Origin of the sequence: Psychroserpens damuponensis (assembly GCF_000826655.1) — a bacterium.
GTDB lineage: Bacteria > Bacteroidota > Bacteroidia > Flavobacteriales > Flavobacteriaceae > Psychroserpens > Psychroserpens damuponensis.
The window spans coordinates 310,412-336,341 of the sequence record NZ_JXJO01000024.1; the positions used below are offsets into that span (position 1 = coordinate 310,412).

28 protein-coding genes are annotated in these 25,930 nt (G+C 32.0%); 18 read left to right on the plus strand and 10 right to left on the minus strand.

From position 1 onward, the window contains the following. Positions 1-58 precede the first annotated feature (58 nt). Both TD29_RS15725 and TD29_RS15730 read left to right on the plus strand, forming a co-directional pair. The gene (locus TD29_RS15725; protein ID WP_241485293.1) at positions 59-2,434 is read left to right on the plus strand and encodes a TonB-dependent receptor; all 2,376 of its coding nucleotides are present in this window, start codon (positions 59-61) and stop codon (positions 2,432-2,434) included. Continuing rightward, the gene (locus TD29_RS15730; RefSeq protein WP_040282035.1) at positions 2,435-3,376 is read left to right on the plus strand and encodes a hypothetical protein; all 942 of its coding nucleotides are present in this window, start codon (positions 2,435-2,437) and stop codon (positions 3,374-3,376) included. Here TD29_RS15730 and TD29_RS15735 read toward each other — a convergent pair. Then, entirely contained in the window at positions 3,373-4,518 is a 1,146-nt protein-coding gene (locus TD29_RS15735; RefSeq protein ID WP_040282037.1) for a cysteine desulfurase family protein, read from the minus strand. The two genes, TD29_RS15730 and TD29_RS15735, sit on opposite strands and share 4 nt — an antisense overlap. Before the next feature lie 133 nt (positions 4,519-4,651). Between TD29_RS15735 and TD29_RS15740 the strand changes: the two genes are divergently transcribed. Then, complete coding sequence (locus TD29_RS15740) at positions 4,652-5,548, plus strand: hypothetical protein (protein ID WP_052467156.1); 897 nt, start codon at positions 4,652-4,654, stop codon at positions 5,546-5,548. On the opposite strand, the gene TD29_RS15745 is transcribed toward TD29_RS15740, so the two are convergent. Both TD29_RS15745 and TD29_RS15750 read right to left on the minus strand, forming a co-directional pair. Then, positions 5,545-6,096 carry a Smr/MutS family protein gene (locus tag TD29_RS15745; protein WP_040282039.1) on the minus strand — a complete coding sequence of 184 codons (552 nt, stop codon included), beginning with the start codon at positions 6,094-6,096 and terminating at the stop codon, positions 5,545-5,547. The genes TD29_RS15740 and TD29_RS15745 overlap by 4 nt on opposite strands. Further along, the gene (locus TD29_RS15750; protein ID WP_040282041.1) at positions 6,096-6,287 is read right to left on the minus strand and encodes a hypothetical protein; all 192 of its coding nucleotides are present in this window, start codon (positions 6,285-6,287) and stop codon (positions 6,096-6,098) included. The genes TD29_RS15745 and TD29_RS15750 overlap by 1 nt, the downstream gene beginning before the upstream one ends. 115 nt (positions 6,288-6,402) lie before the next feature. Here TD29_RS15750 and TD29_RS15755 point away from each other — a divergent pair, with 115 nt between their 5' ends. From TD29_RS15755 to TD29_RS15775, 5 genes are all read left to right on the plus strand, one after another. Further along, positions 6,403-6,915, plus strand: coding sequence for a hypothetical protein (locus TD29_RS15755; protein WP_152611542.1), 513 nt, complete (start codon positions 6,403-6,405; stop codon positions 6,913-6,915). Positions 6,916-6,926: 11 nt separating this feature from the next. Then, on the plus strand, positions 6,927-7,313 hold the full coding sequence (locus TD29_RS15760) for a hypothetical protein (RefSeq protein ID WP_040282044.1): 387 nt from the start codon (positions 6,927-6,929) through the stop codon (positions 7,311-7,313). 189 nt (positions 7,314-7,502) lie between these two features. Further along, a complete protein-coding gene (locus TD29_RS15765; RefSeq protein ID WP_040282046.1) occupies positions 7,503-9,329 on the plus strand; it encodes a T9SS type A sorting domain-containing protein in 1,827 nt (608 codons plus the stop codon). Positions 9,330-9,377: 48 nt separating this feature from the next. After that, positions 9,378-9,662, plus strand: coding sequence for a DUF2752 domain-containing protein (locus TD29_RS15770; RefSeq protein WP_040282048.1), 285 nt, complete (start codon positions 9,378-9,380; stop codon positions 9,660-9,662). A 9-nt stretch (positions 9,663-9,671) separates the two neighbouring features. Beyond that, positions 9,672-10,013, plus strand: a complete 342-nt coding sequence (locus tag TD29_RS15775; RefSeq protein WP_040282049.1) for a CCC motif membrane protein — start codon at positions 9,672-9,674, stop codon at positions 10,011-10,013. A 74-nt stretch (positions 10,014-10,087) separates the two neighbouring features. On the opposite strand, the gene rocD is transcribed toward TD29_RS15775, so the two are convergent. Next, positions 10,088-11,296 carry an ornithine--oxo-acid transaminase gene (rocD, locus tag TD29_RS15780; RefSeq protein WP_162835824.1) on the minus strand — a complete coding sequence of 403 codons (1,209 nt, stop codon included), beginning with the start codon at positions 11,294-11,296 and terminating at the stop codon, positions 10,088-10,090. 658 nt (positions 11,297-11,954) lie between these two features. Between rocD and rlmD the strand changes: the two genes are divergently transcribed. Genes rlmD through TD29_RS15795 form a run of 3 tightly spaced genes read left to right on the plus strand, consistent with a single transcriptional unit; the run spans position 11,955 to position 14,697 of the window. Continuing rightward, positions 11,955-13,409: a 23S rRNA (uracil(1939)-C(5))-methyltransferase RlmD gene (gene rlmD / locus TD29_RS15785; RefSeq protein ID WP_040282050.1), complete on the plus strand. Its 1,455-nt coding sequence runs from the start codon at positions 11,955-11,957 to the stop codon at positions 13,407-13,409. Beyond that, entirely contained in the window at positions 13,410-13,979 is a 570-nt protein-coding gene (locus TD29_RS15790) for a DUF6452 family protein (protein WP_040282051.1), read from the plus strand. Continuing rightward, on the plus strand, positions 13,951-14,697 hold the full coding sequence (locus TD29_RS15795; RefSeq protein ID WP_241485292.1) for a DUF6048 family protein: 747 nt from the start codon (positions 13,951-13,953) through the stop codon (positions 14,695-14,697). The genes TD29_RS15790 and TD29_RS15795 overlap by 29 nt, the downstream gene beginning before the upstream one ends. Before the next feature lie 3 nt (positions 14,698-14,700). On the opposite strand, the gene TD29_RS15800 is transcribed toward TD29_RS15795, so the two are convergent. Both TD29_RS15800 and TD29_RS15805 read right to left on the minus strand, forming a co-directional pair. Beyond that, complete coding sequence (locus tag TD29_RS15800; protein WP_040282053.1) at positions 14,701-15,120, minus strand: hypothetical protein; 420 nt, start codon at positions 15,118-15,120, stop codon at positions 14,701-14,703. After that, a complete protein-coding gene (locus TD29_RS15805) occupies positions 15,121-16,296 on the minus strand; it encodes a THUMP domain-containing class I SAM-dependent RNA methyltransferase (protein WP_040282054.1) in 1,176 nt (391 codons plus the stop codon). Between the two features lie 100 nt (positions 16,297-16,396). On the opposite strand from TD29_RS15805, the gene TD29_RS15810 reads away from it, so the two are divergent. The 6 genes from TD29_RS15810 to TD29_RS15835 all read left to right on the plus strand — a co-directional run bounded on the left by TD29_RS15810 (position 16,397) and on the right by TD29_RS15835 (position 19,735). Beyond that, the gene (locus tag TD29_RS15810; RefSeq protein WP_040282237.1) at positions 16,397-17,128 is read left to right on the plus strand and encodes a class I SAM-dependent methyltransferase; all 732 of its coding nucleotides are present in this window, start codon (positions 16,397-16,399) and stop codon (positions 17,126-17,128) included. Beyond that, positions 17,128-17,802, plus strand: coding sequence for a ZIP family metal transporter (locus TD29_RS15815; protein WP_040282055.1), 675 nt, complete (start codon positions 17,128-17,130; stop codon positions 17,800-17,802). The genes TD29_RS15810 and TD29_RS15815 overlap by 1 nt, the downstream gene beginning before the upstream one ends. 17 nt (positions 17,803-17,819) lie before the next feature. Beyond that, positions 17,820-18,221, plus strand: a complete 402-nt coding sequence (locus tag TD29_RS15820; protein WP_040282056.1) for a hypothetical protein — start codon at positions 17,820-17,822, stop codon at positions 18,219-18,221. Positions 18,222-18,328: 107 nt separating this feature from the next. Next, positions 18,329-18,757 (plus strand): DUF4268 domain-containing protein, encoded by a 429-nt coding sequence (locus tag TD29_RS15825; RefSeq protein WP_040282057.1) that lies wholly within the window; start codon positions 18,329-18,331, stop codon positions 18,755-18,757. 68 nt (positions 18,758-18,825) lie between these two features. After that, the gene (locus TD29_RS15830) at positions 18,826-19,335 is read left to right on the plus strand and encodes a DUF3124 domain-containing protein (RefSeq protein WP_040282059.1); all 510 of its coding nucleotides are present in this window, start codon (positions 18,826-18,828) and stop codon (positions 19,333-19,335) included. Positions 19,336-19,363: 28 nt separating this feature from the next. Continuing rightward, positions 19,364-19,735 (plus strand): VOC family protein, encoded by a 372-nt coding sequence (locus TD29_RS15835; protein WP_040282064.1) that lies wholly within the window; start codon positions 19,364-19,366, stop codon positions 19,733-19,735. On the opposite strand, the gene trhA is transcribed toward TD29_RS15835, so the two are convergent. The 3 genes from trhA to TD29_RS15850 all read right to left on the minus strand — a co-directional run bounded on the left by trhA (position 19,732) and on the right by TD29_RS15850 (position 21,650). Next, positions 19,732-20,358: a PAQR family membrane homeostasis protein TrhA gene (trhA, locus tag TD29_RS15840; RefSeq protein WP_040282066.1), complete on the minus strand. Its 627-nt coding sequence runs from the start codon at positions 20,356-20,358 to the stop codon at positions 19,732-19,734. The two genes, TD29_RS15835 and trhA, sit on opposite strands and share 4 nt — an antisense overlap. Continuing rightward, positions 20,358-21,047, minus strand: coding sequence for a DUF4294 domain-containing protein (locus TD29_RS15845; RefSeq protein ID WP_040282068.1), 690 nt, complete (start codon positions 21,045-21,047; stop codon positions 20,358-20,360). The genes trhA and TD29_RS15845 overlap by 1 nt, the downstream gene beginning before the upstream one ends. A 222-nt stretch (positions 21,048-21,269) precedes the next feature. Further along, positions 21,270-21,650: a Fur family transcriptional regulator gene (locus TD29_RS15850; protein WP_040282239.1), complete on the minus strand. Its 381-nt coding sequence runs from the start codon at positions 21,648-21,650 to the stop codon at positions 21,270-21,272. A gap of 168 nt (positions 21,651-21,818) precedes the next feature. Between TD29_RS15850 and TD29_RS18295 the strand changes: the two genes are divergently transcribed. Then, complete coding sequence (locus tag TD29_RS18295) at positions 21,819-22,172, plus strand: MerC domain-containing protein (RefSeq protein WP_084203508.1); 354 nt, start codon at positions 21,819-21,821, stop codon at positions 22,170-22,172. 105 nt (positions 22,173-22,277) lie between these two features. Here TD29_RS18295 and TD29_RS15860 read toward each other — a convergent pair whose 3' ends face one another. After that, the gene (locus TD29_RS15860; protein WP_040282072.1) at positions 22,278-25,928 is read right to left on the minus strand and encodes a M1 family aminopeptidase; all 3,651 of its coding nucleotides are present in this window, start codon (positions 25,926-25,928) and stop codon (positions 22,278-22,280) included. Between the last annotated feature and the right edge of the window lie 2 nt (positions 25,929-25,930).

Here is a 25,930-nt window from a genome sequence, read left to right on the forward strand (position 1 = left end):
TTACTTCGGAAATTCGCAAACCGCAACCATTAGAGGTGTCATTCTAGATGATGCTAAAATGCCTATTACAGGCGTCAACATTAAAGCTGGTAGCGATGGAACAACCACTAATGACAACGGATTTTTTATTTTAAAAATCCCAGCCAATACTGATGTCACTATCATTTTTAGTCACCTTTCTCACAAATCTGTTACGCAAACTTTTAATTTAAAAAGCGGTCAAGAATTAGAGTTCAATCCAGTTATGAAGGTTGATATTGAACAAATAGGCATGGTCGTTATTAATACAAATACACGCCAAAAAGTAGATGGTGTGGTAACCATCACACCCGAAGTTATTAGAACCGTAAAAGGTGCGCAACCTGGTGTAGAAAACCTATTAAAAACACTTCCTGGTGTAAATATCTCGAACGAATTAAGCACGCAATACTCCGTTCGTGGTGGAAATTTTGATGAGAATCTTGTTTATGTTAACGAAATTGAAATTTATAGACCATTTTTAATTCGGTCTGGTCAACAAGAAGGTTTAAGCTTTGTGAATACCGATTTGGTACAAAATGTAGATTTCTCTGCTGGAGGATTTCAAGCTAAATATGGAGATAAACTCTCCTCTGTTCTAGATATCACCTATCGAAATCCTAATAGTTTTGGCATACGTGCAGATGCAAGTTTACTTGGAGGAAGCCTTTCTGCCGAAGCTGTGAGCAAAGATTCAAAGTTTTCTGGTATTGTTGGATTACGTTATCGTGACAATAGTTTATTAATAAATTCACTAGAAACCGAAACCAATGTAAAACCAGTTTTTGCTGATGCTCAAACCTATTTAACGTATAAGTTTAGTGATAAGTTTCATCTTAATTTCCTCGGAAATATCTCACTCAACAAATATACCTTTCAACCAAAAAATCGTCAAACTAATTTTGGAACACTCGATGAGCCTGTAGCGCTTTTGGTATTTTATGACGGACAAGAAAAAGACGAATACTTAACTAATTTTGGTGCTTTTAAAGCCAATTATTTCGCAACCGAAGACTTAACACTTAAATTAATAGCTTCTGCTTATCATACTACTGAAGAAGAATACTTTGATATTTTGGCACAGTATAGACTAGGTGAAGTTAATAGTAATATTGGAGACGAGAATTTGGGTGAAGTAGAATTTTCTGAAGGTATAGGATCTCAACTCACACACGCACGTAATGATTTGGATGCCCTTATTTTTAATGTAGAACATAAAGGTGATTACAAAATAGATGATGAAACAACCTTAGAATGGTCTGTAAAATATACGCATGAAGATATACGAGATCGTTTGGTAGAATGGGAAGTTATTGATAGTGCAGGATTCTCAGTAAGACCTCCAATTTATGATTTTCCAAACAATCAACCTTACGACGCTTTTGAAGGTCCCTTAGTGGCATTTCAAAATGTGAGAGCTACCAATGCTGTTCAAATTGATAGACTTCAAGCCTATGCACAGTGGAGCAAACGTACAATGCTTGGTAACAATGAAGTATTTTATAATGCTGGTGTGAGAGTTCATAATTGGACGGTAAATAGCGATATTGCTAACCAAGATGGCGTGTCGTCATCTACACAAACAGTTTTTAGCCCAAGAGCACAATTTGCTATAAAACCAGATTGGGAAAAGGATATGCTGTTTAGAGTGGCTGGAGGTGTTTATTACCAACCTCCTTTTTATCGCGAGTTAAGAGACTCTTCAGGAACTGTGCAACCAGATGTAAAAGCTCAAAAATCGTTTCATGTCGTTTTAGGAAACGAATATAGTTTTCAAATTTGGGATCGTCCTTTTAAGCTCGTTTCCGAAGCCTACTACAAAGGCATGACAGATGTAAACCCTTACACTCTTGAAAACGTGAGAATTCGCTATAGAGCTGATAATAGTGCAAAAGCTTATGCATATGGTCTTGATTTACGCTTAAATGGTGAATTTGTTCCAGGTACAGAAAGTTGGTTTAGTTTTGGGTATTTAAAAACAGAAGAGAATATTAATGACCAAGGTTATATTGCAAGACCTACAGATCAACGCTTAAAATTTGGTGTTTTATTTCAAGATTATGTACCAAATATTCCTGAGCTTAAAATGTATTTAAATTTGGTTTACAATACAGGTGTTCCTGGTGGCTCACCTAGTTACGCAGATCCTTATGATTATCAAACAAGGTTGCGTGATTACAGACGTGCCGATTTAGGAATTTCTTATGTACTTGTAGATCAAAATAAAACCTACACATCTAAATGGAAAGAAAAGTTCAAAGAATTATCTTTAGGTGTAGAGATTTTCAATATGTTTAATGCTCAAAACACCATTACTAATACTTGGGTTAGAGATGTATACAGCAAGCGTCAATATGCGATACCTAACTTTTTAACACCACGTGTTTTTAACGTGAGATTGAGCGCTAAGTTTTAAATGAAATATACGTATTCAATTGTAATTTTATTCCTTTTTGTAGTTTCTGCAACTGCACAGCCCAAATTAAAAAAATCAATCGATGATTTAAATTTGTATTTAAGTGTTTATGACTCGCTTAGATCACATGGAGAGCATTATTATACTCCAAAACTTTTAAAAGTAACTCGTGAGGATATGCTTAAAGAGTTTGGAGAGTCATTTGAACCAATTGATTCTATTGAAACTTTTGAATCTATTGGTATAATTCAAAGTAAAATTGACGAATTACTGCGACAAACATTAACTAATAAAAAAGCTTCGACACTAGAATTAGAAACTCTATTTCATGAAAACTTAAGTGTAGTTCTATCTAAAGACAAAAAACTTATAAATTTTTCAATAGATGCTAAGTCTGGCGGATCATATCAAAGCAGGATTTCTTGGATATACTATTTAAATAACGATGTTTTTAAAGAATACCCTGTTCATGATAAATGGGATCTTAGAGATCAAGAGTCACCAACCATATTTGAAGCCAATGGTTATTACGATATAAAAACTATAACATCCTCAAAAACAACTTATTATTTGCTTCTAGGAAGTGTTAAAACCTGTGGTTCATGCTATGTTGACTATGTTACATTAGTTCATTTTGAGAAAGATGATTTTGATTTAGATTTCGAGTTTGCTATTGACTCAAGAGATTACGACGAAAAAATTGTATTTGATGAAACCTCTAAAACACTTTCTGTAAGCTATGTTACCGATGATCTCTCTGAAGATTGCTTTTGCTCCAATGAAGAATACCAAACGTATTGGACAGATGGATTAACAAACGATGAATTGTTTAACGATGATGAAACATTAAAACAACAATCTTGCAGATGCCTATTCAAGTTTAACGGTAAAACCTTTGAACTTACCAAACGTAGTGCAGAATTTATAAAAACAAACGATTAAGCATCAACAAACTCCTTTAAAACTTCAATCACATAATCTACTTCATCTTTGGTATTATAATGACTAAATGAAAACCTAACCGATGGTTTTTGTAAATCGTCTTCATTTAATATCTCAGTAAGCACGTGTGAGTTTTGAGAACTTCCGCTTTGGCAAGCACTACCTTTAGAACAGGCAATACCTTTTAAATCTAATTGAAAATGCAGCATGTTAGCTTTTTCTACGGAAATTGGCAAACACACATTAATTAACGTATAAGTACTTTTATCTATATCACCAGATTGACCATTAAAACTAACCTCAGGAAAAATGGAATGTAACTGCTCTATAAAGTAAGATTTTAAGGCTTTGATGTAAGTACTTTCGGTTTCTAAATTTTGGTATGACATGGCTAAAGCCTCATCCATACCTACAATATTATGTATGGCTTCTGTTCCTGCACGCAAACCTCGCTCCTGCTCTCCTCCAAATATCGATGCTCGAAGTCCGCTATTTTTCCGAAGAAAAGCAAATCCAACACCTTTTGGTCCGTGAAATTTATGCGCACTGGCTGCAATATAATCAATAGGCACCTCTTGCAAATTTAAAGTGTAATGTCCTATAGATTGCACAGTATCACTATGAAAAAGTGCATGATTAGCTTTACATAACTCTGCAACATTTTTAAGATTTAGCATATTACCAATCTCATTATTTATATGCATTAATGTAACTAGTTGCTTCGTGTCATTTTGCAAAAGAGATTCTAATTGAGCTAGATCAACATCTCCATTATTATTGATATCTAAATACTTTACATCTAAATCATATTCAATTTTAAGTTGATCTATAGCATGAAGTATGGCGTGATGCTCTATTTTAGACGTAATAATTTCTGTTACACCTAAATCTCTAACAACACTTCTTAGCACCAAATTATCGGCTTCTGTACCACCAGATGTGAATACAATTTCGGAAGCTGAAACATTAAAATGTGACGCTATTCGCTTTCTAGACCTTTCAATTAAAGATTTAGATTTCCTACCATAACTATGTGTAGATGATGGATTTCCAAAATTTAACCTCATAACTTCAGCCATTTCATCAATGACATTACCTCGTATAGAAGTGGTTGCAGCATTATCAAAATAAACAGTTTTCATACCTCACATAATTATCATGCAAAGATGCAATATTATGGTCATTTTAAAAACTATCAGCTCATGCATTCAAAATTATTTGTTAATCTCAACTGTTAACCTCCCAAATCTTTTATTTTTGTTTAAAAATACTACAATGCGTAATTTATTATATCTATTTATTATTGGACTGATTGCTTTATCTTGTGATGATGGCGATATTTTTGAAGTGACCTTAGATTTTGACGACGTAGAATTAGAAACTTGTGGCAGTTTAGTTTTTTTTAAAGCGAAAGACAGTCCTCCAGAAACATTATCTGTACAATTAACAAATAGAACTTTTGAGCAAATGTTAGCGGTTAATGATGATAATATATTTACGCAAACATTTGATTTTTCATTAGCAAACAATTCTTTTAACTATAGAACTTATTCTACCGAACCAAACGATGTGTTTTGTAACGACATACCGCCTTCTGATTTAAATATTACTAGCGATGCAGAAAGTAATTCTGGACAAGCTGTTTTAACAACTATTTTGGTTGAAGATGATGAGGACGGAATTCCTGCAGAATTAGAAGATATTAATCAAAATGGTAATTTAGATGATGATGATACAGACAATGATGGCATACCAAATTATTTAGATGTTGATGATGATGGCGATAATGTTTATACCGCATCTGAAAATGCAAATTACACTGATGAAGATGGATTAACCAACGCCTTAGATACAGATAATGATGGTATACCAAATTATTTAGATAATGATGATGATGGTGACTTAGTTTTAACGAGAAATGAAGAAAATTTTACTACAGATAACAATCCGCAAAACGATGTTACCGACCCTAACATTGGTGCCGATTATTTAAATATAGGTGTAGCAACCTCTGTACTTGCAACCGAATATCGTGTTCATAATATCCAGCAAACTTATACGATTTCAATAGAAATAGTAAGCATCCAGCTGCCTAACCTAACTCAATATTTTTTTAATTTTGGAGAATTAACATCAACAGATGTTAGAATTGGAGAACCCATTTTTAATTAATTTTTTGCATTTTGATAAATATAAACTTCTGTAGCGCCTAAGCCATATTTTTGGTAATCGGCTTCATAAAATTTAACGTTATCATAACGACCAAATAAAAAATCTAATTCTGCTTTAAGCACACCTTCTCCAACACCATGAATAAAAACCACTTTTTGCATGCGTTTTTTAATGGCAAATTCTAACTTATACCTAGCTGTATCTAATTGTAGATTAAGCATTTCATAATTACTCATATGCTTGTTAGATGTTGTAATTTGATGTATATGTAAGTCAACTTCCATAGTGGGAAGTGTTCTATCTTTTGGTTTTACCTTAATAGATTTATGTTTGTGTGTAGTTTCTTTTTCACTAATCACACTGTCAACATCTATATTAGTAAATAATTGAGAGGTTAGGGATTTGTTTTTTATGACTTCGGAAGATAAAAACTCCATATCAAAACCATCTTCAGTTTCAATAACAATAGTCTCGCCTATAATTTTAGAAATAACTCCATTTATATCATCATCTAAAACGGAAACAACATCACCAATTTTAAAACTCATTATATATCATTTTGGTGTTCATCCTCTTGATCTTTTTTGCTCGGTATATTTCTAGAAATACTATAAATACCTAGCATCAAAATTACAATTCCAACAATTAAAATTAATTGATTTTGATCAGCTTTAGCCTGAGCGTAAATTGCTACAAATCCGCCAATTACAATTAAAATATAACTAATTTTTCTATTCATTACTTAATGTTAACGATGAAATTTTACGATTCATCGAAATTAGTTATAATTATCAAATAACTAAAATAACTTGTAAGAAATAATTAGTATTTTAAACTAATTGAACCCATTCATTATGGAAAAGTTAAACACCCTTAAACTAATCCTTTCAATTTTCGCACTAATAAATATTAATATATTGTGTGCTCAAGTTGGTATTGGTACAACAACACCAACCGAAACTTTAGATGTCAATGGAAATGTTAAATTTTCAGGAGCAATTATGCCAAATAATGTAGCGGGAATTGTAGGACAAATTCTTTTATCAAACGGTCCCAATGTACCACCAGTTTGGGGAGCTGAATATTTAAACCCAACTCAAACTACAAAAATGGGAAAATTTTATTCTGGTCCTTTTAATTTGCCTAATGGATACTTTATCTTAACATTAACAGATGCTAATTGCGTACCTACAAGTGTTTGCTCTGTTACTTGGCCAGGAAACCTTCCTAATCTAGGTGCTAACAATGGCTACGGAAACATCACACTTACTGTAGAAGCTCAAACCGGTCAATGGTTATTTCATTTCACAAACCTAACTGGATATTCTTTTGGTAATTTTGAGTTTGCCTATTTCGCACATTATTAAAATTTTATAATATGAATAATAGTAATAAAAATATTATCATAATATGCTGCCTAATGCTTGTTTCTACATTTAGTTTTTCTCAAACTCAAATAAAACAACTAACATTAGCAAAACAACTATCGCCTTCTAAAATTGTGACGACCTTTACAAAAGTAAAATCCTTTTATAAAGTACAAAGCACCATCCTACACGAGGATCGAACTAGCTTTGATACCATAACTAAGATAAAAACTGCTATCAATGAAAAGCAATTATCACCTTCTAATTTAACTATTATTGCTACACCTACAGACAAAAGCGTAATTTCGGAAATACGTAAACCAATTCAAAAAAGTACATCTCAAGCAAAAAAATTCAAGAGCGCTACTATCATGACTTTTGAAAAAGCAAAAGATTAATATGAAAATACTAGTTTTAAAATCAAATTATCTCAAAAACAGCATTTTAATTATAAATAATATGTAAATTACAACAAGTTGACAATATAGGATTCACTTAGTTACTGATATTGTTAAATTAAAAAAACTGAGTTTCCTCAAAGCTACATTTTTAAAATCTTAACCTTTAATAGATTAAAGTAAAATAAGATGATTAAACGTGTTCTCTTTTTAGTTTTTATTACAGTTAGCTTTAGTGCTTTTGCCCAACTCACAGTCACGAATAGCTCCTACATATTTGTAGATGGCTCTGGTTTTAATGATACTCCTGGTGTTGCTCCATTATATGTCACAGAAGCGGTAAATCTTACTGGTGCTGATAGTCATATTTATTTAAGGAATGAAGCGCAGCTAATACAAGGAGACAACGTATCTACAAATTCTGGAATAGGAGAATTAAGTATTCAACAAACTGGTACAGCAAATACATTTGCTTACAATTTCTGGTGTTCTCCAGTAGGAAATAACTCCATAGCTTCTGGTAATGAAATCAACAGAGTTGACTTAATAGATGATTCGACAGGTTTAATTACAAGTAATGACGCGTTGTTCAATACAGGATATGACGGTTTAGCATCCCCTTTAACTATATCTAGCCGTTGGTTATATACGTACGTAGCTTCAGATGAATATGCTGATTGGAATGCTCTCGATTCAAATTCTGCGATTCTACCAGGATTAGGTTTCACAATGAAAGGTATTGGAGGTGGTGGGCAACTTTATGATTTTAGAGGTAAACCAAACAACGGAACCATAACAAATAATATTTTAGCAGAAAATTTCACCTTAATTGGCAACCCTTATCCATCTGCAATTGATGCGCTACTTTTAATTCATGATCCACAAAATACTAATATAGAGATTTCTCCAGGTCTACCAGAGTTTGCACCAACAACAACAGGAGTACTATACTATTGGGAACAAACACCAACAAACCACAATACAGCAAATTATGTTGGTGGATACGGAGCTTATACAATTTCTGCAGGAGGCGTAGAAACCTTTTCATTTCCTACATTTTATGGTTATGATGACCAAGGTAATGCAGCTCCAACACCTCCTGGTCCTGGACCATCTAAAATAGCAAGACGCTATATCCCAATAGGTCAAGGCTTCATGGTTAAAGGAGCTGCTGGCTCTGGTTCAAGCACTATTTATGTTAAGAATTCTCATCGTGTTTATGCTAAAGAATCTAGTGGAAACAGCTATTTTTTTAGAAATGATGGTGACAATGATACGACTTCAAACATGCAAGAAACACAATACAATGAGTTAGGATTAAATTTAGTGCCTAGTGATTTTAAACGTTTTAGATTGAATATCAATTTTAATCAAGATTTCACCAGACAATTGGTACAAAATTTTCACCATACAGCAACAGATGGTTTTGACTATGGCTTAGAAGCTCCAAGCTCAGATAATACTACTACAGATGCCACTTGGACTCAAAACGATGAAGACTTTGTTATACAAGCCCATGCGTTTGATATTGAAAAAAGAATTCCGGTTATAATTAAAGCAGAAAACCAACAACCCATTGAGTTTAGCATATTTGACGTTCAAAATTTTGATACATCTCAACCTATATATATTCATGATATTGAAAATGACATCTATGTAAATTTAAGAGCACAAAACTATACTATTAATGTAGCAGCAGGCAATTACACTAACCGCTTTGAAATTACATTCCAACCTGGTGAAACATTACATTTAGAAGATATTACAAACCATGGGTTTGACGTCTTTCAAAATTCAAAAAACTCACAGTTAACCGTACTAAATCCTAACGAATTAGATATTAAAACGGTTACTCTTTTTGACGTTTCAGGTAAATTAGTATTAAACTCTAAAAACGTAGGATCAGAACATGAATATCATTTTTCTACAAAATCTTTAAGCGAAGGTGTCTATATAGCAACCGTAATGGTTGATAAAAACCAAGCCATTTCTAAAAAAGTTGTAATTAAAAACTAGTCCTTAGATAATTATTTTGATACATTTGCTAGACTTATATCTATCAATATGACGTCTCCAGAAGACTACATGCTTCCATGTATAAATAAAAAAATTTTAGGCTTTGAATGTATGGGTTGTGGTGGCCAACGAGCCCTATCGTTATTATATCATGGCGAATTTATTGCAGCATTTAAAATGTATCCTGCAATTTATCCATTAATTCTACTGTTTCTTTTTATTGGTTTAAATTTTTTCTTTAAATTTAAAAATGGTAGTAGAATTATAAGTATTTTGGCTATCATATCTATCGTAATGATAATAACTAATTTTACACTTAAACTAATCAATTAAATTTCACAAATGGAAAATCAAAAATTACCAAATGCAACCATAAGTATGGTGCTAGCAATTTTATCATTTATCGGTTGTTGTTGTACAAACGGTATTGGCGGACTAGTTTTATCAGGAGTCGCATTATTTCTGGTTAAAAAAGACGAAAAAACCTATGCCGAAAACCCAGAATTATATAGCAATTTTCAACAAGTTAAAACGGCCAAAATTATAGCAATTATTGGTTTAGTTTTAAGTGCTCTTATCGTTCTTGTGTTAATTTATTTATTAGCTACAGGTCAATATGATGAAATGACTCAGCAGTATATGAATATGCTTGAAGACATGCAACAACAGCAGCAAAATCAATAATACCAATTGGTATCATAAAAAAAACCTCAATAGTTATATTGAGGTTTTTTTTTATTTAATAATCTTCGGAAATGTTAAGCTTCAAATTGTTTAAGCGTTTTAACAATAATCGATACGCAATCCAATAATTCATCTTTAGTCATAACTAAAGGAGGCGCAAAACGAATAATGTTACCATGAGTTGGCTTTGCCAAAAGACCATTGTCTCTTAAAGCTAAACAAATATTCCAAGCGGTATCACTATCTTCATCATCATTAATAACGATAGCATTTAACAAACCTTTTCCTCTAACCAAAGTGGCAATTGAACTTGTTTCGATAAATTTATCTAACTCACTTCTAAAAAGTTCACCTAAAACTTCAGCATTTGTAGCTAATTCCTCATCACGTACAACCTCAAGTGCAGCGATAGCAACAGCAGCTGCAATTGGATTTCCTCCAAAAGTACTACCATGATTTCCAGGTCTAATCACCTTCATGATTGGATCATTAGCTAAAACAGCACTTACAGGATAAGCTCCTCCTGATAAGGCTTTACCAAGTATTAAAATATCTGGTTTTACATTTTCATGATCAACAGCTAATAATTTACCTGTTCTTGCAATTCCGGTTTGTACTTCATCTGCAATAAACAAAACGTTATGTGTTTCACATAAGGCTTTTGCTTTTGTTAAATAGCCTTCACTTGGCACATAAACTCCAGCTTCTCCTTGAATAGGTTCTACCAAAAATCCAGCAACATTCTTATTATTTTCTAAGGCTTCTTCTAAAGCCTTTAAATTATCGTATTCAATTTTAATAAACCCATCAGTATAAGGACCAAAGTTTTTTCTAGCAACAGGATCATTACTAAATGATATTATTGTAGTTGTTCTTCCGTGGAAATTATTCTCACAAACGATAATTTCAGCTTTATTCTCATCAATACCTTTAACTTCATAAGCCCATTTTCTACAAATTTTCAAAGCAGTTTCAACAGCTTCGGCACCTGTATTCATTGGTAATAATTTATCAAAGTTAAAATACTCTGAAGCAAATTTTTCATACTTCCCAAGCACATCATTATAAAATGCTCTTGAAGTCAAACTCAATGTTTGCGCTTGTTGTGTCATGGCATTGACAATCTTTGGATGACAGTGCCCTTGGTTTACAGCAGAATAAGCCGACAGAAAATCATAATATTTCTTGCCTTCTACATCCCAAACATACACACCTTCTCCTTTACTCAATACTACTGGTAATGGATGGTAGTTGTGTGCACCATACTTGTTTTCTAAATCGATCGCTTGTTGCGAAGTTTATTGGTCTAAAACAGCCATTTTAAAAAGAATTTAAAAGTTAATATCCAAACAAATGGATATCTAAAATAACCATTCCTTATCTACCTTTATCCTTTCTAAATCCTAATAATATTAGGACGAAAATTCAGCGTGGGAAAGAAATCATCCCTAAGGCTTGCAAATTAATCAATAAAACAATGATTAAAAACCAAATTGATCAATTTTTGTTGACAAAAAAATATTTTATTGGCTCCGGAAAAGTGAGTCTTAAAGGTATCTAAGGCTTCTTCTATTAATTTGCCGTAACTTCCAAGTACAAAAATCTACAGTAAACTAGCTTTAATAATTGAAGCTATATTTATATAGTGTGATATTTCCGAAGTTAAACTAAAAAGCGCTATCACACCCAACTAACGAATTCTCATGTTTATTTATAGCCAAATTTAAACGCGTGGTGTGGCTAAACTCTTGAATAATTAAGTTACCCTTTTTTTAGTTTACCATATTATGTGTTTAAAAACGCTAATGACTTGCTTTCTATCATGGTGTAATAATTATAAATAGGTGAATTTTAATTAATAGACAATCTAAATTATACAGACTTAATTAGGTCTAAATATTTATAAAATTACAACTATCTTTGCATCCAAATCATCGAAAAATGCCAAGAAGAGAACGAAACAAGTTTGTAAAACGCGGACAAATTATTGAAATTTTAATTGAAGATTATGCTTTTGGTGGCAAAGGCATTGGTCGTATTAGAAATGAACATGGAGAATTTGTCGTTTTTGTTCCTAATACGTTACCTGGTCAATTGGTGAAAACTCAAATTAAAAAGAGTAGTAAAAAATATGCCGAAGGAAAACTCTTTGAAGTATTAAAACCGTCTGAAGATGAAATTGATATGCCTTTTCAAAGTATTCCTGGTGCACCTTACATTAATTTACCAATTGAAAAGCAACATCAGTATAAAAAACAAAGTACTCTAGAGTTATTTAAACGTATTGGTAAGGTTACTGATATTGAAGATAAATTTGATGAATTTGTAGAGTCTCCTAATACCTTTCATTATAGAAATAAAATGGAATATGGTTTTTCTGCCATTGGTTACAATCATGAGTTAAAAACCGATGTAGATGAATTTACTCTTGGTTTTAAAAAACGTGGTACTTGGTGGTGTGGTGATAACCTTAATAAAGATTCTGGTTTATTTGATGCCGAATTTGAAAATAAGTTAAAAGACATTAAAAACTATTGTATAAAAACAGGATTAGCGCCATGGCATGCTCCAAAACGTGAAGGTTTCTTTAGATATTTTGTTGTTAGAAAATCTTACAAAACCAATAAACTATTATTTAATTTAGTAACGACGTCGCCAGAATTACCTAAGTTTGATCTAAATACATTTGCAAACTATCTAGTACAACTTTTTGGCGATAGAGTTGCGGGATTACTACATACCATAAATGATGAAATTGGAGATAGAACGATTGCCACCACAGGAAGTATTTCTTTAATTTATGGAGACGATAAAATTGTTGAAGAATTATTAGATCTAAACTTTGAAATTAGCATGAAAAGCTTTTTTCAAACCAACCCAAAATGTGCAGAAAAATTATATTCTAAAGTTGTTGATTATGTTTTAGAACAAAAAGAAGCTGTAGATAATACCGTTGTTTTAGATTTATTTTGCGGTACAGGAACTATTGGGCAAATTATAGCTAACAAAGCAGAAAACACAAAAATTGTTGGTGTAGACATTGTTGCTTCAGCTATTGAAGACGCTAAAGAAAATGCCAAACGCAATAATATTGAAGGACTAAAATTCTTTGCTGCAGATGTAGGTAAATTTTTAACCGAACACCCTGAATACACTAATAAAATTAGAACGATTATTTTAGATCCTGCAAGAGCTGGTATTGCTCCAAAAACTCTTAAAAAAATAATAAACCTCAATGCAGAACGTTTGGTTTATGTATCTTGTAATCCTGCAACACAAGCTAGAGATACAGAACAATTAATGGAGGCCAATTATAACATTAAAAAAATAAGTTTAGTAGATCAGTTTCCTCATACTGCACATATTGAAACCGTTGTTTTATTTGAGAAAAATTAAATGAAAAACATAAAATTTATAATTCTATTTATAGCTATCATATTTTATAGCTGCGAACGTGATGACATATGCTCTGAAGCGACTCCTACAACACCACATTTAATCATACGATTTTATGATATCAACAATCCTGACAATCTTAAACAGGTGAGACAATTGGAAATTGTAGGTCTAGATGACACTGATACGCCTTTAAGTGAAAACATTTTAAGTAGAACAGAAACAGACTCTATTGTTTTACCCTTAAATTTTCAAGCTGAAAATGAAATAACAACAACACGATTTCAATTAGAAAAAGATGCAGATTTCTCTATTGATGTTAATGAGGATGGTGAAGATGACTTAACTACAACTTCAAATCCAGATGTGATAACCATAACCTACACTCCCGAATTTGTTTATGTCTCTAGAGCTTGTGGCTACAAAAGTATATTTCACCTAGATGAAACTCAAGGCATACAAAGAGATGGTACTGCTCAAGGTGACGATGATACTTGGATTACAAATTTTGAAATAATTAATGAAACCATAGAAAATGAAAATGCAGCACAAATTATTATTTATCATTAATATGATAATAGTGATGCTATTTTCTTTAGCATCAAACGCTCAAATTGGCGATACAGAAAAACAAGCTGACACCTTAGTTTATAAACAAAAATACGGATTACGATTAGGCGCAGATCTTGGTAAAGTTGCACGAGCTATGGTTGACAAAGACTATACAGGCTTTGAAATTAATGGTGACTATAGACTAAGTAAAAACCTATATATCGCTGGAGAATTAGGAACAGAAGAACGAAGAATTGCTACAGATTTTTTAGACGTTACCGCAAAAGGAAGCTATTTTAAAGCAGGTATTGATTACAACACCTACACCAACTGGCTAGATATGCAAAACATGATTTATACTGGTTTTAGAGTTGGTGCCAGTACATTTAGTCAAACACAAAATCAATTTACTATATATAACACAGACCAATATTGGGAAAACCAATCTATAAATACTATAGCTCAAGAAAACAAAGGGCTAACAGCTATTTGGGCAGAACTAGTTATTGGTTTAAAAGCAGAACTTTTTACAAATTTATACGCTGGTCTTAATATTCAAATAAAGGCAATGGTTTCTCAAGATCAACCCGTTGATTTTGAAAATTTATATGTACCTGGTTTTAATAGAACTTATGATAGTGGTCGCTTTGGTTTAGGTTTTGGTTATACCATTTCTTACTTAGTTCCTATTTTTAAAAAGGATAAAAAAGTAGTTGTAAAAAACGACAAAAACTAAACCTTAATAATCCTTACTCACCTTAATTTGATAACCTTCAATAGGATGATCTACACCATTTATTTTAGCAGTAGCTTTAAAAAACATAGTATCCTTAGCAGTTCTAAGCATTTCAATTCTTAAGCCACCTTCTCTATCAATCATTTTTTCTACTTCGGAAATTTTATTCTCAGGAGTCGTTGCACTTAATTTTAAAATATAATTGCAATCATCAACCCATTTAATATCTAACTCCACGACATCATGAGTTGAAAGACTTTCTATTTGTGTTGTTTTATTTCTTATAAGTTTAGATTGAGGCACTCTCGAGTCTCCAGGAATTACAAATGTTCCTGTTTTAAACTTTTTACATTTTAATTCTTGACCAAAACTTGTTGCACTAAGCAAAACTAACACAACAATACTAACTAGTTTATTACTCATTTAATTATTTTTTTTATCAGTATTCATATACTTTCCTTTCTTGCTACCTTCATACATCACATATTTTACTAAACGTGCTTCTAATTTAGCATTTACTAAATGAATTTTTCTAGAAGGTCTTAACCCAACATGTTTTAAAGCTTCAAGGTTTGAAGTAATAAACCAAGCATCTGTTCCTGGATATCCTTGTTTTAATGTATCACCAATAGCTGCATAAAATTGCTCCATATCAATATCTAATCGTTCTCCATAAGGCGGATTAAAAACCATATGCAATTTATTATCACCTGCTTTTTGTGTTTTAAAGAAATCTTCGTGCTGTATGCTTATAAACTCATCTAAATGAGCATTTTTCATATTATCCTTTGCCTTTGCCACCGCACTTGGTGATTTATCATAACCATACATTTTATGATGAAAATCTCGGGTTTTATTTAATAGGGATTCTTCAATTTTTTCAAAAAGTTCTACATCCCAATCTTCCCAACGTTCAAAAGCAAATTCTTTGCGCATCAAGTTTGGCGGAATATTACAGGCTATCATTGCAGCTTCAGCCAAAATGGTTCCACTACCACACATAGGGTCCATAAAATCAGATTGACCATCCCAACCAGATAACATCACCAATCCTGCAGCCAAAACCTCATTAATTGGTGCGATATTGGTTGCTGTTTTATACCCTCTTTTATGTAAGGATTCTCCAGAGGTATCAAACGATATCGTGCAAACTTGCCTGTCTATATGCACATTAATCTTTAAATCTGGAAAACGTAAATCTACATTAGGTCGTTGTCCATCAGTAGCTCTAAACTTATCTACAATAGCATCTTTTGTTTTTTGGGCCACATAAAGCGAATGTGTAAAAGCCTTAGAATGTACTGTTGCAGTAATTGCTAATGTACCTGAAGGTTTTAAATATTTATTCCATGACATTTTATACACTTGATCATAAAGATCTTGCTCATTAGTCACTCGAAACGTTTTTACAGGTTTTAGAATTTTAATTGCAGTACGCAATGCTAAATTGGCCTTGTACATGAAGCCTTTATCTCCCTCAAAACTAACGTTTCTAACGCCTTTTTTAACATGCATTCCACCTAATTGAATAAGCTCTCTTTCTAACAATTCTTCAAAACCAAATAAAGTTTTGGCTACCATTTTATAATTATTCTCCATGCTCTACGACTAATCCTGTATTAGGTTGTAAAAATAAAGTATTTTTGTGGCAACTTAAGACAATTTAATAATGAGATTCCCTTTTTCATGGGAAAAGCATATGACAAAAGACACTCAACAATGGTACGCGTCGTGGTTTGACTCTCCGTTTTACCACATTTTATATAAAGATCGGGATCATACCGAAGCGCAACACTTTATGGATAATCTTACCAATTATCTTAACCTGCCTGAACAAGGAGAAATTCTAGATTTAGCCTGCGGAAAAGGGAGACACTCCATATATCTTAATAGTTTAGGTTATAATGTTACTGGTGTAGATTTATCTGAAAACAGCATAACATACGCTAAACAGTTTGAAAATGAAACACTTCAATTTGAAGTTCATGACATGTGTAAACCATATAAAAAACAATTTGATGCTGTTTTTAATTTATTTACAAGTTTTGGATATTTTGAAAATGAAGAAGATAATTTAAATACAATTAAAGCTATTAGCGCTAACTTAAATGAGACTGGATTTGGAGTTATTGACTTCATGAATAGCGAATATGTAATTGACCAGCTCGTTTCCGAAGATATTAAAACAGTAGAAGGCATCGATTTTCATCAAAAAAGAAGTGTTCAAAATGGCTATATTGTAAAAGATATTTCTTTTACTTCAAATGGTGAAAATTATCAATTTCAAGAACGAGTTAAAGCGTTTACTTTACAAGATTTTGAAGCACTTTTTGCAAAAGCAGGCGTCTATTTATTAGATGTTTTTGGAGATTATAAGCTTAAAAAATTTGATTCAAAAACATCTGAACGTTTAGTCTTAATTTTTAAATAATGCAATCGTATTTATTACCTATATTAGCGGTAGTTATTGGTGTTTTATTGGCATTTATTACCAAGCAAAACAAATTATTATACACCAAACTCCTACTCTCATTTAGTGGTGCATTTTTATTAGCACTCACACTTTTTGATTTATTACCCGAAGTTTATCACCATCTCGAGGCAAAAACCACAGGATTATTTATCATGTGTGGCATATTGCTGCAAATCATTTTAGAATTTTTCTCTAAAGGTGCAGAGCATGGACATGTGCACATTCATAAAGACGAAACCAGTTTCCCTTGGTTACTGTTTATCAGTTTATGTTTACACAGTTTTTTAGAAGGCTTCCCAATTCATGAGCACAATGACATGGTTTATGGTGTGCTCATCCATAAAATACCTATTGCAGCATTAATCTCATCATTTTTAATGCAATCAAATTTTAGTAGACTACAAATTGTAAGCTTTCTAATCGTGTTTATTTTTATGACACCTTTAGGGACTTTAATTTCTAATGCTTCGGAAATATCCACTAATTACCTCACAATGATCAATGCCATTGTAATTGGGATATTTTTTCATATTTCTACAACAATACTTTTTGAAAGTAGTGAAGGTCATAAATTTAATTTATCTAAGTTAGTGTCAATTATTCTTGGTGTTGGGATTGCCTATATGATTTAATTAGAAATCAAAAGAAGATGGATGAATTAGCTAAAATTGGAAAAAGAAAGACATTAATAATATCAATTAGTGTACTCATCATTTCTATTCACACCATTTACTTATATCAGTCCTCTCGCCCAGAACTAGACAGTTTAAAACTCACGCAGCAAATAGTTAGATTTTTTCTAACTGTTGGTTTATTATATGCAACCTATATTGGGAAAAATTGGGCTAGAATAATTACAGTTATACTTTTCACTTTAGCTGTTATAGGAGCAATTTATGGTATTATATCAACTCTAGAAGTCCCAATTCTCAATACAGTGCCATTTTATGTAATGGTTTTAGTATATGGAAAAGGCATTTCTCATTTTGGATTTTCAAAAAGCTATAAAGCGTTTTCTAAATATCAAAATTGGATACGAAATAATCAATAATTGGTAAAGGAATTACAGGAAACCATTCTTGATCGTTATTTTTATAGTTTTAACTATATTGATGTAGTTAGAAAACAAGATTTAAAACATTTTTAAAGCTTAACATAATGTTCTCAAAAGAAGAAAGCAGACAATTAAGAGAAGAATTCTGGACCAGTTTTGGGAAGTCGTTTCCTAGAAAATGGATTTTATACGATACAAAAATCAAAGGTTTTTCGTTTAAATTCCATTTTGACACAAAAAAAGCCTTGGTGGCTTTAGACCTTGAGGATGATCTAGAAAACCGTATTAAATACTGGGAGAAATTACAGTCTTTAAAAGCAATATTGGTGAGTGAGCACATTTCCGAAGTTATATTTGAAGAAGAATACTTTTTAGAAAACGGTAAAGAAATTTCGAGAATTTACTTACCTCTTGAGCAAAAAGTCTCTATTCACAATAAAAATACATGGCGTGATGTCATGGTATTTTTTAATGAAACCATGCATCAATTTGAATTGTTTTTTGACGCGTATCGTGATATCTTAGAAAGTTAACTGTTTTATAGGAACTTTTAAGAAATAACAATATCTTAGGCATTACTTTAATCTAAAGACTTAACACATTGAAACTAACAATCATTTTATTATTATGTAGTGTTTTACTTTTTAACTGTGAGCCTCCAAAAGAAAACGTAGATATTCACCAAGAAAACTGGACGAAAAGACAAGTCAATATTTCTCAAATAGACTCTTTAGAATATGGTAAATCTTACCTATCTATTTATTCACAAATATATAGTATCACTCAGCATAGTACTCACAATTTAACTGCTGTTGCTAGCTTGAGAAATATAAGTGATAGCGATACTATTTACCTAACCAAAGCAACCTATCATGACACACATGGTAATTTATTAAACACGTATTTTGATAAGCCAATTTATTTGGCGCCTTTAGAAACTACTGAAATAATAATTGATGAAATAAACACTGAAGGCGGTACAGGTTCTAACTTTCTGTTTGAATGGAAAATACCAAAAAATTGCCCTGAACCCTTTTTTGAAGGCATCATGAATTCTACAATGGGAAAACAAGGTTTATCTTTCACAACGCAATCTATTAGAATAAAATAATTTTTACCAATAATATTAAACACACATCATGACATTAGGTGCATTTTCAATTAGTTTAGCCGTAAAAGATATTGAGGCTTCTAAAACATTTTACGAAACATTAGGCTTTACCGTGTTTGCTGGGCAACTAGAAAGCAACTATCTTATTATGAAAAATGGTGAAACTCTAGTGGGTTTATTTCAAGGTATGTTTGAAAATAATATACTTACTTTTAATCCTGGTTGGGACCAAAATGCAAAAAACTTAGATAAATTTGATGATGTGAGAACCATACAAAAGCATTTAAAATCTAAAGACATTACACTAGAAACCGAAGCTGATGAAACCACTTCTGGTCCTGCGAGTTTTGTAGTTTTAGATCCAGATGGGAATGCCATTTTGGTGGATCAGCATGTTTAAATCACAAACAAATACACCATAAAAAAGTGACAAATAGCGCCTCCTAAAACAAACAAATGCCAAATTACATGGTTGTATGGGATTTTGTCAATGGCATAAAATACAATCCCTAAGGTGTAAAATGCTCCTCCTGCAAATAAGAGATATAATCCGTTAGTATCCATTAGTGTGGCTAATGTAGAAAAATCGAAAACAATAAGCCAACCCATAACTAAGTATAACAAGGTTGAGAAGGTTTCAAATCGTCCTGTAAAAAAGAGTTTTAAAATCACTCCAAAAGCTGCAATTCCCCAAACGGTATAAAACAACGTCCATCCTAAACTATCTGGTAAGGTGATTAATAAAACTGGTGTGTAGGTTCCTGCAATTAAGAGATAAATACTAATATGATCTACAATTCTAAAGTAATGTTTACGCTTCTCTCCTTTTACAGCATGATAAAACGTAGATGCTAAAAATAAGATGATGATTGACAAGCCATAAACAATAACACTAAAACGCGCGTAAGGTATTTTTGATTGCAATGAAATCATTAAAAGAATCAAACCAAGAATTCCAAAGGCAGCTCCTACTCCATGACTCCAAGCATTTAATCGTTCTTCAAAAGGCGTTTGAATGCGCATTAGTTTTTAGTTTCTGCCGTTGCTTTATTATTGAGCCATTTGTCTGTTAAATCATAGAAATCAAAATCTATGGCAGGTTTTTGTCGCTCTAATTGTCTGTTTTGAAATGCACGTTCTAAAATATCTTCAATTAAAAAATCCTCTTTAACATCCATAGGGTTAAATTCCTCCTTTAGAGAAATATCAAACATACTTGCCGTTGTATTAAACCAAAAAGCTCTCCAACCACTGCGCAATTCTTTTATTAAACCAAAGGTGGTTGTACCAGTTTGGCGATGTATGAGTTTTACAAGTATTTGACCTTCTGTTCTCGTCAATTTCTTTAATTCGGCAGAAAACTCATCTTCGATATATTTCTGAATTTTTTTTGCGTATCTCTTTTTAGCTCGCTTACTATCTAAGGTTTCTAAACGCTCACTTAAAGTGGTTAAACGATCTGCAGCCAATTTTGCATAAGGATATACTTTTAACGTTTTACGTTTTAAAATTAAATACGTAATGCGCTCCTCTTTACTAGCAAATTTCAACTTGTGAAGTAATAACACTTCATTAAGACCTATAGAGGTTTTTGGTATAGAATCACCATCTACCAAAATATATGCCACAGCAGTAGAATCTTGCTCCACAGGCTCAATTTGAGCAGCAAGCAACATTGGGAAAAGGATTAAAATGTAAATTAAGTTTTTCATTAAAAGGTAATTATCCAAAACTATTCCAAATACGACGTAAAATTAAATATTTACAGATTGAAAACCCTTAAAATCCTATTAATATTGTGACTAGATGCTTATTTCTTCGGAAACATCAACTAAAAACGCATAGCCCTCTACTATAATCGAGAACCATAGATTACGTTTTCTAAACAAGATGTAGGAGAAAAAACCATTACGCATTAGAAAACAACCAACCACTTACGAGCAACAAGCTTCACATTGTCCCATTAATAATATATCTGCTGTTTCAATATTGTGATTTTTAATGTTTGGTATAGAAATATCTACGGTTAAACATTCAACCTTATCACATTTTGTGCATTGAAAATGCGGATGTGTATCAAAATGTTTATGAGATGTACAACCATTGCATTTGGCATACCATTTTAAACCGTCTTTACCGTTAAAAGAATGAATTAAACCGTCTTGCTCTAAACGATCTAAAATACGATATACTGTTGTTTTATTCATTTCATTTTTAACAAGTGTAATTAAACTAACCACTGATTTAGCATCATGACTTGCCTCAAAAATGTTAAGTACTGTAGTAACCGATTTTGTTTTTCTTTTAATTCCCATAAACACAAAATTAACGCAACCTTGTTGCATTTACAAATTTAATTTTCTACTTTCGCAACTCAGTTGCATTAATGATACTATTTAATGATACAAAACATATAATCTATAGAACGCGCTTATCCCTCAACTATAATCCAAATAAACTTATAACTATTAAATTACAATTAAATGATTCAAACAAAACAAATAAATTGGGCCGACAAATTAGGAGCTATTAGTGCTTTACTTTGCATAGTACATTGCTTAGCTGTACCAGCGTTACTTACGATGGGTATGAGTTTTATAAGCCATCCCATCATAGCATATTTATTTATTGCCATCGCATTTTTCTCAATTTTCAAAGCTACTAAAAAACACTTTTTGAAGCCTATTAGCATCTTTTTATGGATTGCTTTTATCGGTTTTGTGACATCAATGTTTTTAGAAAATCAAGCTAAAGTTTTTGAATACACCATGTTTCTTTTCTCTGTATTAATAATTCTTGGGCATTTATATAACCTTAGATATTGTTCTAAATCATGAGCATTAAAAAAATTTAATAATGATTTTTTTTCTTCGGAAATATCAACTAAAAAAGACCTGTTAATATCATATAACAGGTCTTTTTATTTTTAAAACTTAAAGGCTTTACAACTTTTGCCTATTATCATTACTTTGTGTATCTATCAAAATATTGAAAGGATCTACTCCTACTTCTGTAGGTTTCTCATCGACAATAATTGAAATCTTATTATTGATTTGTGTGATTTTATGCTTTTTTAAATATAACACACGTTCCTTCTTTTTGCCGTCGATATCATCTTCAGTAAAAATGCCAATATCAATATAATCTTCTAATTTCACAGATACTATTGGTCGTTTCTTACCTTCGGCTAAATACGAAATAGAATCACGACCAGGTTCAGAATAATAACGTTTTCCTTTTTCATCGTTTCTATATTTACTAACGTTAAATTCAATATCAACTTTGTACTTGCCATTATCCATTTCCGAAGAAGACACATCTAAAATACGGTTGTTATAGAGCGTAATCGTTTCAAACATATCTTTAATGACATATTGTAAACTGTCTGGTGTTACTTTTCTAATATGGTTTACCATTTCTAGAGATGTTGTGTAAGGTGCATCTTGAAATTTCACCTTCTCAACATAGCCTTTAAGGGCATTATTTAAAACATCTTCTCCTATATAATCGCTTATGGCATAAAATACTAGCGAGCCTTTTTCATAACGAATATACCCTTGACCATCATTGTACATTAAAGCCTTCTCACGCTTAGACTCAAAGGTTCTTTGTGTTAAATAACCATCTAAAGATTTCTTTAAAAATTTACGCATTTGAGGTTTGCCTAGTTCTTTTTCTAAGACTTTAAGCGCCACGTATTCTGATAAACTTTCAGATAACATAGTGGCACCCAAAACGTCTGCTCCAATCACTTGATGTGCCCACCATTGGTGTGCAACTTCGTGTACGGTTATGGCATAGGTGTAGTCAATGCCGCCTTCTTCACTATCGTCAACATCTGCAATAAAACCAGTGTCTCCTCCAAACGGAATTGTATTTGGAAACGATTGCGCAAATCCGCCAGCAGGAAACTCAACTATTCGCAATTGCCTATGTTGATACGGACTGAAATTCTCGCTATTATATTCTAACGATGCTTTCATACCACGCATCATACGTTCGAGATTATACTCGTGCCCCTTGTGATAATAAATTTCTAGATCTACATCTTTCCATTTATCACGTTTTACTTCGTAATTTGCCGAGTTGTAGGCATAAAAATTTAAAATTTTACTATCCATTTTATAATGGAAATAACGACGACCATCTTCTGTCCATTCTTTTTGCAAGTAACCAGGAGCAATTGCTATTTGATCTTCACTTGTGCTAACCGTTGTTTCAAAATCTATCCAATCACTATCATTTGATATATAGGTATTGCCTAATGCAGTAGAATCGGTTGGAAATGGTCTTAACTTATTTGGAGGTAAGTCGTATTTTTTTCTTGTTTTATCATCTGTAAGCTCATTTCCTCCAGAATATCCTAAAGTTGGAAACAATGCTTTATTATTAATAAAAGTGCCATTAAAAACTACTGGAGAATTATTACTTATCAATGTATTAGGTTCATTTTTAACTGTAAAATGAAGCGCCATTGTGTCTCCAGGAATCATAGGTCGATCTAATTTATAAATATCAAAATTAAAAATGGTATCCTCTTTAACCAAAGTATTAGCACGATCAAACTCAAAAGTACTAGGATAGTCGTTATGATTTAGAAAGATACTATCTATCGTTTCATTAGTTTTATTGACAAGCATATAATCACCAGAAGATTCGAAGTTTCTATCCTTCGGAAAAATATGTACATCTGTTTTAACAGACACAATTCTTGGCTGTGCATAATTTTCAAACTTTTTATAAGTTTTCTCCCAATCTACTCGTAATTGTTCACGTTCATTAGACGTATAACTAACGTTATCAATATTATTTTCCTTGAAAATACTAAAACCTAAGGCTAAAAACCCAACCAATAAAGCTCCAAATGCAATAGCAACAGGTGTTTTAAACCTTGATTTTGCAATAGACAAGCGTTCTTTAAAAGAGTGAGGCAAACCTCTAACCCAAAATAAAGCCGTAACAATTAATAGCATTAAACCTGCTAAAAACCAATAACTTTTATAGAGTAGATAACGACCAAGAGAATCTCCATAGCCATTCATATCATTATACCTAAAACCTGGGCCTTCGTTGTATTTAAAAATAGATTGCTCAACTCCAGCAAGTGATAATAACGGTATACCTATAGACAATACAATCATTACAAATAAGCCTAAATATGGATTTCTAATTAACGTTTGTATGGCTAAAGCTAAAAATGCCCAAATCACATAATTTATCAGTTTTAAACCAAACAATTCTTTGAGATACAAACCAATTTCAATGTCATAATATCCACTATAAAGTTGAAATATTATACCTGCAACCATAACCACTGCGAGCAATAACATTTGCATTTTTACAATGGCTATAAATTTTGATAAAAATAAAGTCCAATTTGGTATTGGAGTAACATCTATCAATCCATTAATTCTGTTCGTTTTACTCCTATTCACTAGCATTCCTGCGTATAAAAACGTACAAATATTAATAGCAATTACAAAAGCGCCTCCTCCTCTTAGCATACGCCATGTCATTGGATATGTTGGTGTTGAGTATGGATTTCCTACATCTGCAAGAGCAATTAAAACAATAATTAATCCTACTAAAACAATTGATATAAATGGCCAACTCTTAGCAATATATTTAAAGTCTATATTTGAAAGTTTCCATGTAGTTTTTAAATTCTGAATAAAAGAATAATCAAAATTCACTTTAGGAAGATTAATACGTGTAATACCTCCAAAATTACGTTTTGTAGAACGCTCTCCTTGTTCTCTTCGGAAAAGTTTAAATGAAACCGCATTTTGGCTAAACTGAAAAAATTTATACACCAATCCAAAAATCACACTAGCCACACCTAACCATAATAAACGGTTGTAAAGAATCAATTCTTTAATTGGAATATGCATTTCATTTTGCTCTGAAACCGTCCAATATCTAGTATAATAATCTGAAGCTGCTGCTCCAAAAGGATCTAATAAACCGGCAAGATATCTACTATCTGGATCAGATAATAAACTCTCAGTCACACCTTGAACAAATAACAATAGAATGACAGTAATAAATCCTGCTGCAATATTTCGTGTAAACGTCACTACTGCAAACACAATAGCTCCAAAGAGTAAAATGTTTGGTAGTATAAATATCCAATAGGCATTAAAATAGGATGTAATGTCAAAAGCTGTAACTATTTCGGCGTTGGTTCCTGGCATTCTAAACCCAATAAACATTCCAATTCCAATAACAAACACAATACAGGTTACAATCAAAATGGAACTAAAAAACTTAGCAAATAAATAATTACCTTTTGTAAAAGGGTAAGAATATAATATGGTATGCATTTCACTTTTATAATCTCTATACACTGAAACTCCAATGATAGAGGGAAATAAAAAGAAAATAAAAATGGTTAAACCATTAAATAAACCTGTAACTCCACTTGGTGAATTTACAATTCTTGATGAACCCGTTGTTGCCGTAATACCATCAAATATTCCGGCTGTAGTTGCAGATAAAAACAAGGCTAAGGCAAAAAAGATTGCCATATATACGTAAAATGCAGGCTTTTTAAGCCAATATTTTATTTCGTGTAAAAATATAGTAGAAAACATAA